The following is a 12,566-nucleotide window of genomic DNA, read 5'->3' as shown; positions in this document are numbered from 1 at the left end:
TCACGGCGGCCCCATTCAGCTCGACCCTGGCGCAGTCAGCGCGGCCCTGCATCATCGCTTCAACGCTGGACCAGGTCGGGCACGGCAGACCTCGGGGCACTGGCCGCGGACAAAGGCATCGCTGAATGTGCGGTGCGAGGGAGATGTGAAGCCACATCTTCACGGTGGGAGCCCGCGTGCGACGACGCGGGCTACCGACGCACTTTTGGACTGGGTCGAACGTACGTTCGAACAAGATACAGTGCTTGCATGTCAGACAAGAGCGCCATCGAGTGGACCGAAGCGACGTGGAACCCGACGACGGGTTGCGACCGCGTCTCCGCTGGCTGCGACAACTGCTACGCACTCACGCTGGCCAAGCGGCTGAAGGCTATGGGGAACCCCAAGTATCAGAACGATGGTGACCCTAGGACGAGTGGTCCCGGGTTCGATGTGACCGTCCATCTGGAGGCGCTCCAGATTCCGTACTCGTGGAAGCGTCCGCGAGTCGTGTTCGTGAACTCGATGAGCGACCTCTTCCACGCGCGCGTGCCGCTGGACTTCATTCAGCAGGTGTTCCGGGTCATGGAGGACACGCCCCACCACACCTACCAAGTCCTGACCAAGAGGGCCCGCAGGCTGACGAGGATCGCCGACAAACTCGAATGGCCTAGCAACGTCTGGATGGGCGTGAGCGTCGAGTCCGCAGATCAGTACGACCGCATCACCGACCTCGCCAAGGTCCCCGCGACTGTGCGCTTCCTTTCGTGCGAACCACTGCTCGGCCCGCTGCCTGACGTACCGCTCGACGGCATCGACTGGGTGATTGCAGGCGGTGAGAGCGGCGTCGGGGCTCGACCTGTCGATCCCGAGTGGATCCGAGAGATTCGGGACCAGTGCGTTGCCGCACGCACGCCGTTCTTCTTCAAGCAGTGGGGTGGAATCCGAGCCAAGAGTGGTGGGCGGGAACTCGACGGCCTGACGTGGTCCGAGATGCCGGAGACCTCGCGTCACTTGCGCGCGATGTAGGCCTTCTGGAGCTTGCCTTTCGGGGCAATTGCGATGACCTTGCGCTCTTCCAAGATCTTCAGCGCCTTCCTGATGTGCATCTCGCGCGCAAGACCAAGCGTGCGGCCAAGTACCTCACCAAGCTTGTTCTCGACGGTGAAGCCAGGTACCGACCTCAGGATCGCTTCCATGTTGTCGGCCAGTTCAGCCACCCACGCAGACTCGTCGTCGTCGAAGTCCAGTCCCCGGAATTCAACCTGGCCACCAGTAGCTTCCTCCTTTGCCGCCACCAGCCACTCGCGCCATTCCTTGCGTGCCATCGACATGGACCTCGCCATCTCCCAGAACCCATCCGTGTGACGCGTGAAGAGGATGAGTTCGTAGACGGGCTGCGCCTGCAACGAGTCGGCAACGTCCGCTGTGATGTAGCCACATTCGGCGGCGCTGGCAACGCGATCTGCGTAGCCCTCGAGCACGTCCATGACCCAGCCCTCAGGCTCGTCGCGTGCGAGGTCTTGCCACCAGTCTCCGCCGAGAGCGTTGTTTAGTGCGTCGATCTGGCCCTGCTTGGCGGCGTAGTCCTTGGTGGACCGCACCACCCCTGAGATGCGCCGCACGGCTTCGAACGAGAAGTTCATGAGCAACTCAGTTTTCGGCTGCAGGAGCCGGGAGTAGCCCGTCTTGTCGCGTGACTTGAGGACGTAAACAACCCGGTCGAACGGGATCGTCAGGCCGTAGGGATCTAGGAACACGAACAGCGGGAGCTCACCCGCGTTGGAGAGAACGGTGTCTATGTGGTCCTCAACCGGACCGCGCCGGACTTCGTACGTGTCGGTGTCAATGTCCTTCTCCACGAGCAGTTCGCTCAGGCGGTCGCAGTAGCCCTGATCCTTCTCGCTGAACACTGAGAAGACGGAGCGCAGGTTCGCCATCGCGTCGGCGGTGTCCACCAGCAACTCGGGTGAGCCAGGCTGCTCGTCTTCGTACCGACCCGGACCGGAGTACGCGTCATAGACGACGACCCGCTTGTCCTCGGAGGTGGAGCCGACCTTCCCCGCCCAGGCAGGGATGTAACTCTTGATCAGCTTGTGCTTGTAGACCGCGGCCGCCTGCGGCGCCTCGAAGAAGTTCTTGTTGTTGCTCATTCGTCCCCCGTCATGCCTTGGTTGTCGAGGGTAGTGCTGGCTGGATGTCCTGAGCAGGAGAATCGCTTTGGATAGAGGCTCTTCGGTGCCACGGGCGGATGATCGGCGACGGGCTGGAAGGCTGGAGCAATGCGAGGCAATGTCACGCCGGTAGGACTCAGCGCCAATATTCCGGGATCTTTCGAAAGCGGATCAGGTCGCTGTTACGGTCGTGCTCGCCTGCACCACTAGCGCTTCCGAAGAGTGGTGCCCTGACGAAGTGAGTGTCGATGGCTGGAAAGAACCCCGTGCCGTGGCCCGCCGACCCGCACACGAAGGCGAAGCACGCCCTCTACGAGATGTACCTGTCCAAATGGATGCCCATCATGGTGACGGGTTGGAACGCAAACATCACCTACGCCGAGGGATTTTCCGGCCCCGGTATCTACACGGACGGCGCCCCCGGCTCTCCGGTGATCGCGATGCGCACCTTAGTCAGCAACCCGAAAATTCGCACAAGGGTTCGTGACGGAGGCATCCGGTTCATCTTCGTAGACCATGATCAGCGATGCATTGACATTCTGCCGGGCGAGCTCGCCAAAGCTGCTCTACCGGTGCCGCTTGACCAGCTTCAGGAACACGGAGTCCACGTCACGGTACAGAAGGGCGATTGTGAGCCGACACTTGAGCACGCTCTAACCCGCGCAAACGCGTGGAATCGTCCAATTCTGGCGGTCCTCGACACTTGGGGAGGAGGCGTTTCGGCGGCATTGGTCGGGAGGTTTGCTTACCCGGGCGGCGAAGTCATCATCACTATTCAACCCCAATACTTTTCTCGATTTGCGGACGTTACCGACATCAAGCACGGCGACTCCGTCTTCGGAGACAGCGACTGGCGCGAGGTCGTAAAGCAGTCGCCCTCGAACAAACAGCGTTGGCTGATGAAGCAATACCGGGAATCCGTCCGCAAGGCCGGGTTCACACACGTGCTCGACTTCGAGCTGGTCGACACACGAGGCGCGTCCCTCTACCTCGTTTTTGGAACTACACATGATCTGGGCCTGCGCAAGATGAAGGAGGCGATGTGGGAGGTTGATCCAATTGCCGGGATGGGCTATCGCGATCCGCGTGACCCCGAGCAAGAGATGCTCGACATCGCGTTCGAGCCACAGACGTCGGCTCTGGAGCGGCTCATCGTCGAGCACGTCAAGAGTCAACGCAACGGCCAAGTGCCGATCTACGAGCTCCGTAAGTTCGCGCTCTATCGCACGGTGTACAAAGAGAGCCAAGCAATGACTGCGGTGAGGTCGCTGGTGAACTCAGGTCGTTTGGTGCGCCTCGATGGCGTCCCGACAGATGCCGGCCTTTCCTTCCGGCATGTGGTTCGAACGCCGCAGTAGGTCCCAACGGGCTCACCTAGGGGTGTTGAGCGATGCGCGACATTCTGGGCTACGCGCGTAGCCCGTCCTGATCGGCGCGGGGTCAGAGGCGGCGTACAACGCAGCCCGGCAACCTACCATCTGGGACGCCTCGCGCGCCGCCCTACCTGAACCCTGCATTCCTCTATGAAGCGTAGTCATGACCGGGACCCTGTCCACGGCCGTCCTACGGCCCAACATGCCGATCTGACCCTATCGAGAAGGCCCGGAAGGCCGCGTTCCGGACATCGGGTGGGGCTTCCGGACCTCGCGACCCATGCACCTACCCGAACCGGCAGGCGACGCTCCTCGCCGCAGATCGTGCAGCGCCGCGGCCGCGGAAGCGGCGTTCGCGGCCACACTCGTGGCTCTGCTGGCTGCGCGCATCGCCTCCGAGACTGGCGCCGGGACTGGGACCAGTCGTTTGACGAGGATGTCGGCGGGGGAGACCCAGACGACGTCGCGGCCGAATGCCGGCGCCGTTGCCAGGCCGGCCTCGACGTCGTTGTGCGCTCGGCGGGACAGGGCCCGGGCCGGCCCGATGAGGTCGGGTGCGTCGGCCTTCTCGGCGACGACGACCGCGAGCTCGGACCCCGCCTCGATCGCGCGAAGCGTTGCGGGCACGGCTTGGGGCAGCCCTGGGCGTACGGCGATGACGTCTGGGGTAGCGAGAGTGGTCTTGTCGTGGGTGATCTGGCGGTACGCGGCGCGGACCTCCGCGGCAGCGCGAGCCAGCGGCTCCTCGAGGCGGGCTCCTGGGGGAGCGAGGTCGCTCCAGCGGCTGGCCAGGTTGCTCCAGGACCGCCCTGCCTCGGCGATGGCGGGAACCAGGCGATCGGAACACTCGAGCACGCCGGCAGTTGCGGCCGCGTCGATGAGGACAATGCTCGCGCCGGCGATCAGCCCCTGGGTGCGGGTGAGCAGCAGGATGTTGGACGGTTCGACGTCCCTGGCCAGCGCGCGGTGGGTCTGGATGTCCCAGTTGGCCAGTGCTTGCGCCAGCCGGCCCGGGTCGTCGACGGGGCGCATCGCCTCGCCGGCGAGGGCTTGGGTGAATCGAGCGGTCAGGTAGCTGCGGGCGGTGTTCTCGCAGGCGGAGATCCGGTCGATCCAGACACCGGTGGGGGCGATCGCGTAGGGGGAATGGTGCTGTGCCAGGTGGATCGGGCGGCCGGCGCTGCGGGCGTCGTTGACGCGGTCGCGGCCGTGCTCGTGGAGCGCGACGTTGACGGCGTGGGCGGTGAGGTAGAGCCCGTGCATGATCCGGGTGCGTGCTGCCTCGAGGTCGCGGTGAGCGTCTGGCTGCTCGTGGAGGATCTCGGCGCCGTAGCGACGGACCAGCGAGGTGGCGTTGAGGAAGGTCTGAATCATCTGGTCGATGCGGGGGCTGGTCGGGCCTTGCCCTGGCCAGGCCGTGCGGCCGGAGAGGCTGGTCTGGATGGTTGCGGCTTGGGCGGAGAGGCTGGTGATGGACCGGTCCCGCTCGTCGACGCGAGGACGTCGACCGGGTAGGGATGCCCACAGGTCCTCGGCGGCCGCGACCATCGGCGGCCAGCTGCGCAACAGCGTGCCGGCGGCGTCGCCGTCGACGTCCATAAGGAGTTGGCGCGCCAGGTAGTCGACGTCGAAGAGCATCTCGCCAACGCTGCGCACGTCGCGCGAGGTCATCGGGATCTGGTCGACGTCGAAGAGCTGCTCGTCGATGTCGGCGTACGCCAGCCGCAGATCAGTAGCCAAGGCCGCGGGCTTCCCGGATGAGGTCGCACAGGTCGACGACCAGCTGCGAACCGTGCATCAGGTCGGGCCGGTGCAGCGGCAGGGGACGGGTCAGCTCCTCGGCCTCGGTCAGCAGCTGCAGCGGCGTGCGCTCCTCGAGTTCCGCGTCCTCGTCGATGTCGGGCAGCTCGTAGTCGTCGGGCAGCAGGGCACTGGCCTGGGAGTGCGCGAGATAGACGCCAAGCCCGAGATCGTGCAGCGGCGAGTCGGCGGCGGCCCGGTCGACGTCGCTCCACACCTGGGTAGCGGCCTGGTGCAGCAAGAGAGCGATCGAGCCGAGGCGGTACCAAATGCCGTCAGCGTTGAAGGTATCCACGGGGTGTTCCTTCTTTCGGTCGGAGGTCGGTCTGGCTCATGAACCCACGTCCGGGTCGGTCTTCGCTCCGTAGAGCGGCGGGCTGTGGATAACTCGGGGTCGTGTCGGCGGCTGGGCACAAACTGGTCTCGTTCGCCTATGTCGTACCGCGGTCGCCGGACGATCACCGCGAGCAAAGTCAAGAGATTCGCACTAGTGCTGACAGATGGAGGAGGGTCGTGATGATGAGGTTCCCGATGACCGTGCTGAGGGTGGTGACGCTGGCGCCGGCGCTGCTGGTGAGCTTCGTCCTCACCGTGGTGGTGTGCGCCCTGCTCCCGCCGGCCCTTGGCCTGGTGGCGTTCCTGGTCGCAGCCGGCCTGCTCGTTACGCTGGCGACCGGCCGGCTCGAGGTGCCGGCGATCGCGACGCTGACCCGGTCGCGTCCCGCGACCGCAGCTGAGCTCCAGGTGATGACGCCCGTGCTCGCCGAGCTGGGTGGCCGCGGCGTCGGAGTCGACGCCCTGTTCGTGCGCCGGCGCCAGGATCCGAGCACCCCGGTGGCTGTGGCGATCGCGGATCGCGCCGTCGTGGTCACCCCCGGACTGGTCGACGCCACGTACCGCGGGGGAGTGACCGCTGCGGAAGCGGCCGCCGCGATGGCTCATGCCGTCGGCCGGCGGCGAGCGATCCGGCCACGGCTGGAACTCGCTGCGCTCGCCGCGACGACGCCGTGGCGGCTGGTGGTCGCGACGTTCCGTGGCGTGGGCCGAGCCTTCGCCTGGCTTCCGTTGATGCGGCTGGCGTGGACGCTGCGCGGTGTCGTCGCGGTGATCTGCATCGTGCAGTCGGTCGCTGAGGGCCGGGCCGCCCCGGGGATCCTGGGCGGCGCGGTGATCGCCCTGTCCTACCTGGTGCCGGCGGCCAGCCGGCGGATCGAGGCCCACTCGGAGGCCGCGGCCGACCAGCTGGTGGTCTCCCTCGGCCTGGGCTCCGTGCTGGCTGGCCTGCTCGGGCGTCGTGGGCATCCCATGACGCTCGAGCGGCTGCAGCGCCTGGAGACAGCCGTCGAGCAGCAGCCGCGACCGCGCCTGCACATGGTGCACGGCTGAGGAGCTCTCTCGGCGCCGCAGGGTCCGCGGCCTACTCGTCGTCCTGGAAGCCGGACGTTGAGTGGTGCACGCAGCCGCGGCCGTTGCCCTCGTGCGGCATGTGGTTGATGCACGGCAGCGACCCCAGCTTGTGGGAGCAGTCGACCCAGCGGACCGTCGTGCGGCCGGGGATGCGGCTAGCGTCTGCTGATGCGAGTGCGGTAGCCATCGCGACCTCCTACCGACGCGGGCCGCGGCGGCGGCCGAGCTGGGGCCGCTGGTAGGCGGCCGTGTCGGTGTAGTCGTGCTGGCGGCCGGATCGGTGGACCTGAGCGATCTCGGCGTCGGAGGAGGGGCCGGTGTCGGCGGCCGTGGCCTGGGCGGCTGCCTTGTCGGTGGCCCTGATCTCCTCGGCGCGCTGACGGGCCTCTTCCTCGAGCGCGGCTTCCTCGCGAGCGGCATCATTCATGTGAACTCCCATGGATCCCGTGGACCGGCACCGGCTGCGCCAGTCCTCCTTGGTCTCCTAAGTGCTGCCCGGGGGTGGCAGCGATCACTTCCGCTGATCCGTGTTGGCGCCCCGGGCCGCTCAGGCCCGCTGCGCCAGGAGCGTGGCTCCCAGCAGCTGCGCGGTGTGCTCGAGGAACGCCAGGGACCCGTTCGCGCCGGGCCGGTCGCAGCACGGGTGGGTGTCGAAGCCCTCGTCGACGACGATGCGGTGCAGCTGGCCACCGCAGGCACGACATCGCCGGCCGGCGTGGGTGGGGCACTGGTCGACCGCCACGGCACAGGGCAGGCACGCCGCCGACGTCGGTGCGCTCACCTGGTGCTCACGGTCCCAGTCGCTTCGCTGGCGCAGCAGCGCGGCGGTCTGTTGCCACAGCGAATGCTCAAGGTGCGCCGGCGCCGCTCGACCGAGCGCCTGGTCGGCCGCCGCCTTGAGCAGCTCCTCACTGCAGCCGAGGGCGCGTTCGTCGAAGCCACGGACGTAGCACCACCGGACGAGCGTCTTCGCGGCGGTCGTCACCTGCTCGTCCATGACCTGCCTCCCTGGCTCTCAGCAGTTGCCCCACAGGCCGCGCTCAGCGCCCTGGGCATCGTCGGCGGCCGCGGAAACGACTCTTCGCGGCCGAGCGCCTGTCGGCTTCGTAGCGGCGGGCGGCGCCGCCGGCCAGAGGCTCGCGAGCTACGTCGACGTCGTCGTGGTCGACGTAGCGAAGCAGCCGGTCGTAGCGGTCGCGGTTGGGCTGGGCGGTGTCGGTGCCCAGCCCAACGGTGCTGCCGACCGGCGCGAGTCGCTCCGGCAGGCCGGTGGCGTCCTCGGCGTAGCACTCGGCCGGCTCCGGCGGGTGGGCGACTTCGGGGGCTTCGATCCCGAGCAGGCGGACTCGGTCGAGCTTGCGCCCGCCGGGGTCTCGACGCGGACCGTGTCGCCGTCGACGACCGCGGTCACGGGCACCTGAGTGGCCTTGCCCTCGGCTGGTTCGGGGCCTGTCTTGGCTCCGGGCAGGGCGGCCTTGATCCCGCCGGTGAGCGCGAGGAGCGCGGCCGCGGCCAGGCCGATCAGGGCCTTCACCGGGCGACCCTCAGCTGCGGACGCTCGCCGGCAACAGGGATCGCACGCTGCTGCTCGCGCCGCCCGGGGGAGCGTCGGCCGCTCTCAGGGGCCTGCTCGTCGACGTCGAGCCGGCCGGCGCCGGTGCTGGCCGGCTGCTCGGGGAGATTTGCGGCGATCTTCGCGGCCAGGTCCCGCAGTGGCGGGGTCTTCTCGATGCGCCGGGTCGCCTGGAGCACCGTGGTGTGGTCGCGGTTGAAGTGCCTGGCGATCGTGGGCAGGCTGTGGCCGGGCTGGCGGGCGGCGGTCATGGCCACCGCACGGGCGTCCGTGGCCGCCCGGCTCCGGTCGGCACCCAGGAGGACCTCGGGTGTGGTGGTGAAGGCCGCGGCGGCCGCCGCCACGGCGTGCTCGACCGGGCCATCGGGCTCGAACGTCGAGGCCGGTGGTTGCTGGTGGAGGTTGACCACGTTCTCCTCGCCTCGGGGGAGGCGGGCGGTGTAGCGGCTGTTGACGTGCTCGCTCACCCGGGCGGCGGCGTCGGCCAGCCGGGGCCATTCGGCGGTGCGGCGGACCGCATGGATCACCGAGCCGTGATCCTTGTTGAAGTGCTCGGCGATCGCCGGCAGGGACAGGCCGGTCTCGCGGGCGGCGGTCATGGCCACCGCGTGGGCGTCGCTGACCGGTCGGCTGCGCTCGGCGCTGAGGATCGCCTCCGGGGTGGTGCCGAACATCGGCGCCGCGGCGTTGACGGCCAGCTCGCACACCGCGGCGGGGCCGGTTGCCGAGGAGGCCGGTGCGCTCTGGTCGACCTGGACTACCAGCACCGTCACCAGGGATCGCAGCTGCTCGGCATCGAGCGGTGCGATCAGGTCGGCCACTTGGTCGTGCTGGCCGCGGCCGGCCGCGTCGAGGATGAGGCCGGCCAGCTGGCGGCCGCCCTGGTCGAGGTCCATGGCTCCCCTATCGTCCCGGGGGCCTGGGCGCCGGTTGCGAGGGGCTTGTGATCGGGTCCCGGCTCTGCTCGGACATCCGCCGGCGGGCGTTGTCGGTGATCTCGCTGGCTATGCCGGCCGACTCTCGGGCGCTGGCCGCGGCGTGGTCGACGACATTGCCGAGCAGGCGCACGTCCTCGTCGGCGCGGCCGAGCTCCTTGCCGGCGGTCGCGATGCTTCGCTCCAGGCTGACCGGCTCCAGCAGACCCAGTGCAGTGACGTCCCGGCTGGCCTGGTGCGCGGTCTCGACGTGCTGGGCAGCCAACTGGGCGACCGGCTTGGCCAGGGCGACCATCTCGCCGACGACCGCGATGCGCGGCTTTAGTTGCGCGACCTCGCTGGCGATGACGGGATCGGAGGTGTCGGCCAGGTCGAGGAGGGTGCGGGCGTCGGTGACGGACTGCGAGGCGCGATTAAGGTGCACGAACAGGCCGTGAGTGAGGTCAGGCATGTCGTTGCACCGCGTGCGCAAGCGTCCTAGGTGCTCGCCGGCGGCCTCGAGGTAGAAGGAGCCGCGCTCGGACAGCTTGGCCTTGGCCGAGTCGAGCTCGGCGTCGTCGAGCACGCGGAGCGCGGAGGTGATCGTCTCCTGGATCTCCTCCACGACCCAGCGGGCCCTGCTCACGGCTTGCTCGGCCTCGAACACGGCGTCGGCGGCGCTCAGGGTGGTGTCGGTGGTCATGCCGACTCACCGCCTGCGGTTTCGGGCGGGGGAGTGCTGGGAGGCGGCAGAACTTCGCGGAGTCGATCGAGCGCCGCCAGGGCCTGCTCGAGGTGGGCGCGGGCCTCCTGAACCGGGTCACGGTCGGCCGCGGCGGACGGGGAGTCGGTGGGCGTGCTCACGTGCAGCTCCTTGGTGGACCGGGGTCATCTCTCAGTCACCAAAGGAAGGTCGACCCTCCGGGGCGGTCACCGGACGCGAAGAAATCTCACAGATGCTCAGCCCGGCCCGCGTCAGGGCTGGCACCGGGGCGTCGACTCTTGGCCGTCGTCGACGATGTCGAGGCCTATCGCCGGCTCGCCGCGGCGGTCAAGCGAGTGGAGCGCCTACTGCGCCCCGACGATGGAGACACTGACGGTAGACGACACTCCGAGTTGCTCGACGAGATGGCCGACGTAGCGCCGCTGCAGCCCCTTCGCGCTGCTGTCCGACGTGACTGGGCCCATGCTGCGAGTGGTCCGCTCCCAGCTCTAGCGCCGCGCGGGCTGTCGCGGTCCGTGTTCGGCCGCTCCAAGACTGTTATGCCACCACCGCTCGTTAGCAGTGCGCGCCGCCACTCAGGAACGCGGCCGTCCAGATCCGCCGCTGGGCGGTTGCAACTGGCGGGTTTCGTTCTGCTCGCTTCGGCGCAGCATGTCCGGGCCCGCGTGCGCTGCTGAGGGGTCCAGCCCGGCGTTCGCGATCATCTGCTGCAGGCTCAGCAGTTCGGTCGCTGCCTCGGGCCTTGTGCGTTCGTAGTGGCTCAGAACGTAGCGGTTGAAGAGCGAGACCGCCATCGCCAGCTGGCCGCGCTTGGGTGCGTAGACGTCGCCCTCCTCGATGAGCTCCTCACGGAGCCAAGACAGCTCTTGCTGCGAGCGACCGAGAGTCTTGGCGATCGCTGCTGTCGAGGCGCGCCCGCCGTGCAGAGCGAGGGCTGCAAGGAACTCCATCTGTCGATCGCTGATTCGGTCCCAGCGGGGGCCAAGGGTGCGGCGCTCGAGCATGTCGGCGATCTGGGGGAGTGCGGCTTCGACGTCGCCGAGGGTGATCTGGTCGGGCCCGGCGGCGGATGTCCAGATGGCGTGGGCGAACAGCTGCAGGTGGGCCGGGTAGCCGTTGCTGGCCTCGACCACAGCTGCCGCCGCCTCGGGGGTCCACGCGACACCGGCCTGGCGTGCTGGCTCCACCACGGCGTATCGGGCGTCATCGGGTTCGAGGGTGAGGGGGATGGGCTCCAGCACGAAGAGGCGGTCAGGGTGGGTCACGCCAGCCTTGCGGAGCGCATCGGGGGTGAAGGGCAGTCCGGTGCCGGCGAAGAGGACCGGCGCGGAGGAGTGGTCGACGTTGAGTCGGTGCAGCGTCGCCGCGAGCAGGGCGAGGTCAGGGCCAGAGGCGACCTGGAGCTCGTCGACGGTGATCAGCAGGCCGCCGCTGTGGGCGTCCTTGCGGACCTCGGCCGCCAGCATGGCCAGGGCGTCAGCGAGCGTTCCCGCATCCATGCCCGGTGCTGGAGCGTCGGATTGGCGAGTGGCGATCCCGGCACCTATGCCCGCGATGCTGAGGTTGACCCCGCCGACCCGCTCGAAGGCTTTGCGGGCGCGCTGCCACGGGCCGGCCTCCTCGGCCATGCGCGTGCGAGCGCGCTGGAGCAGCGCCTCTACCAGACCAGCGTGGCCCGACACAGCCTGGAGGTTGACCACCTCGAAGCCTTGCTCCTTGGCCAGGTCCGCGAACGCGCTCACCGTGACGGTCTTCCCCACTCCGCGCGGGCCGGCGAGGATCATGTCCTGGGCACGGACGCGGCCGCCAGAGACAATGTCGTTGAGCACCAAGTGCCAGTCACGGAGAAGGCCGTCGCGTCCTGCCAGGACGGGCGGGTTGTGGCCAGCACCGGGCGTGTACGGGCTCTGATCCACCAGCGCCACCTTCCTAGACTCACCTAGATTTAGGGGGTTTTCTAGGTCAGTCTAGGTGGCAGTCGGCTCACTCGGCCGGAGGAGCGCTCGCGCATGTGATGGGCGTGTCAACGGCCGATCCGGGGTGACGGGGGAGGAGCGCCGCTGGCGGTGGACCGGTCGGCCCCGAGGCGTCGACGGGCTGCATCGTCGGGACTCTCGGGGGCTGGAACGGCCTCGCCGGCGACGAGGGATTCGCCGAGCTTGTCGGCGAGCTCGGCGATGTCGGCCGACAGCACCTGCTCGAGGATGTCGGCGACGCTGGCGGTGGAGCCGTCGCAGTGGTCGACCAGATCGGTGGCGAGGCGATCGAGGGCGCGGTCGCCCTGCTGGGTGAAGGTGACGATGCCGGTGCCCGGCTGCTCCGCGGGTGAAGTGCTCATTGGGTCCTCCTCTGTTTGGTCCCCTAGGTGATCCCAGACTTTGGGAGCGATCAGATGTGCGAGGGCTTTCGCAAGATCGGCGGCGTGGCAGGCGAGCCGACAGGTTCGCCACCGTCATGACGCAGAACGCTGAGCGCACCGGCGGAGGGGCACGGGCGGGTTCGCATCCGCTGCTAGTTGCGCTCGACTCGCAGAGCGATGATTCGCCACCCGTCACGAACGCGGCGTCGGGCGGTCGCGAGCGCCTGGTCGTAGCCGGACTCCTGGACGGTCAACTCGTCTCG

At 68.4% G+C, this 12,566-nt stretch carries 15 protein-coding genes; 3 read left to right on the top strand and 12 right to left on the bottom strand.

The annotated features are described in order from the left end of the window. The first annotated feature begins 249 nt into the window (after window positions 1-249). Window positions 250-1,008 (top strand): DUF5131 family protein, encoded by a 759-nt coding sequence (locus PD653B2_RS09705; protein ID WP_085872179.1) that lies wholly within the window; start codon window positions 250-252, stop codon window positions 1,006-1,008. On the opposite strand, the gene tcmP (PD653B2_RS09700) is transcribed toward PD653B2_RS09705, so the two are convergent. Further along, a complete protein-coding gene (tcmP, locus tag PD653B2_RS09700; RefSeq protein ID WP_085872178.1) occupies window positions 990-2,132 on the bottom strand; it encodes a three-Cys-motif partner protein TcmP in 1,143 nt (380 codons plus the stop codon). The two genes, PD653B2_RS09705 and tcmP (PD653B2_RS09700), sit on opposite strands and share 19 nt — an antisense overlap. A 269-nt stretch (window positions 2,133-2,401) precedes the next feature. On the opposite strand from tcmP (PD653B2_RS09700), the gene tcmP (PD653B2_RS09695) reads away from it, so the two are divergent. Beyond that, entirely contained in the window at window positions 2,402-3,511 is a 1,110-nt protein-coding gene (gene tcmP, locus PD653B2_RS09695; protein WP_085872269.1) for a three-Cys-motif partner protein TcmP, read from the top strand. A gap of 231 nt (window positions 3,512-3,742) precedes the next feature. On the opposite strand, the gene PD653B2_RS09690 is transcribed toward tcmP (PD653B2_RS09695), so the two are convergent. Further along, window positions 3,743-5,266 (bottom strand): hypothetical protein, encoded by a 1,524-nt coding sequence (locus PD653B2_RS09690; RefSeq protein WP_085872177.1) that lies wholly within the window; start codon window positions 5,264-5,266, stop codon window positions 3,743-3,745. Next, the gene (locus PD653B2_RS09685) at window positions 5,256-5,621 is read right to left on the bottom strand and encodes a hypothetical protein (protein ID WP_085872176.1); all 366 of its coding nucleotides are present in this window, start codon (window positions 5,619-5,621) and stop codon (window positions 5,256-5,258) included. Before PD653B2_RS09685 ends, PD653B2_RS09690 begins: the two co-directional genes overlap by 11 nt. A gap of 236 nt (window positions 5,622-5,857) precedes the next feature. Between PD653B2_RS09685 and PD653B2_RS09680 the strand changes: the two genes are divergently transcribed. After that, window positions 5,858-6,712 carry a hypothetical protein gene (locus PD653B2_RS09680; protein ID WP_133059069.1) on the top strand — a complete coding sequence of 285 codons (855 nt, stop codon included), beginning with the start codon at window positions 5,858-5,860 and terminating at the stop codon, window positions 6,710-6,712. A 31-nt stretch (window positions 6,713-6,743) separates the two neighbouring features. Here the strand turns inward: PD653B2_RS09680 and PD653B2_RS24865 are convergent, their stop codons facing one another. The 9 genes from PD653B2_RS24865 to PD653B2_RS09645 all read right to left on the bottom strand — a co-directional run bounded on the left by PD653B2_RS24865 (window position 6,744) and on the right by PD653B2_RS09645 (window position 12,282). Next, the gene (locus PD653B2_RS24865) at window positions 6,744-6,920 is read right to left on the bottom strand and encodes a hypothetical protein (RefSeq protein WP_165763407.1); all 177 of its coding nucleotides are present in this window, start codon (window positions 6,918-6,920) and stop codon (window positions 6,744-6,746) included. A 9-nt stretch (window positions 6,921-6,929) separates the two neighbouring features. Next, window positions 6,930-7,160 carry a hypothetical protein gene (locus PD653B2_RS09675; RefSeq protein WP_085872174.1) on the bottom strand — a complete coding sequence of 77 codons (231 nt, stop codon included), beginning with the start codon at window positions 7,158-7,160 and terminating at the stop codon, window positions 6,930-6,932. Between the two features lie 120 nt (window positions 7,161-7,280). Continuing rightward, window positions 7,281-7,730 (bottom strand): hypothetical protein, encoded by a 450-nt coding sequence (locus tag PD653B2_RS09670; RefSeq protein WP_085872173.1) that lies wholly within the window; start codon window positions 7,728-7,730, stop codon window positions 7,281-7,283. Between the two features lie 43 nt (window positions 7,731-7,773). After that, on the bottom strand, window positions 7,774-8,064 hold the full coding sequence (locus PD653B2_RS26030) for a thermonuclease family protein (RefSeq protein ID WP_414689163.1): 291 nt from the start codon (window positions 8,062-8,064) through the stop codon (window positions 7,774-7,776). 199 nt (window positions 8,065-8,263) lie between these two features. Next, entirely contained in the window at window positions 8,264-9,202 is a 939-nt protein-coding gene (locus tag PD653B2_RS09660) for a helix-turn-helix domain-containing protein (RefSeq protein ID WP_085872172.1), read from the bottom strand. A gap of 7 nt (window positions 9,203-9,209) precedes the next feature. Continuing rightward, window positions 9,210-9,923, bottom strand: coding sequence for a hypothetical protein (locus tag PD653B2_RS09655; RefSeq protein ID WP_085872171.1), 714 nt, complete (start codon window positions 9,921-9,923; stop codon window positions 9,210-9,212). Continuing rightward, entirely contained in the window at window positions 9,920-10,084 is a 165-nt protein-coding gene (locus PD653B2_RS24860) for a hypothetical protein (protein ID WP_165763406.1), read from the bottom strand. The genes PD653B2_RS09655 and PD653B2_RS24860 overlap by 4 nt, the downstream gene beginning before the upstream one ends. Window positions 10,085-10,519: 435 nt before the next feature. Further along, window positions 10,520-11,869 carry an ATP-binding protein gene (locus PD653B2_RS09650; protein WP_085872170.1) on the bottom strand — a complete coding sequence of 450 codons (1,350 nt, stop codon included), beginning with the start codon at window positions 11,867-11,869 and terminating at the stop codon, window positions 10,520-10,522. 98 nt (window positions 11,870-11,967) lie between these two features. Next, window positions 11,968-12,282 (bottom strand): hypothetical protein, encoded by a 315-nt coding sequence (locus PD653B2_RS09645; RefSeq protein ID WP_085872169.1) that lies wholly within the window; start codon window positions 12,280-12,282, stop codon window positions 11,968-11,970. Window positions 12,283-12,566: the final 284 nt, after the last annotated feature.

Source organism: Nocardioides sp. PD653-B2, from assembly GCF_002117935.1.
In the GTDB taxonomy this organism is placed as follows: Bacteria; Actinomycetota; Actinomycetes; order Propionibacteriales; family Nocardioidaceae; genus Nocardioides.
This window is presented reverse-complemented; position numbering and strand designations above follow the sequence as displayed.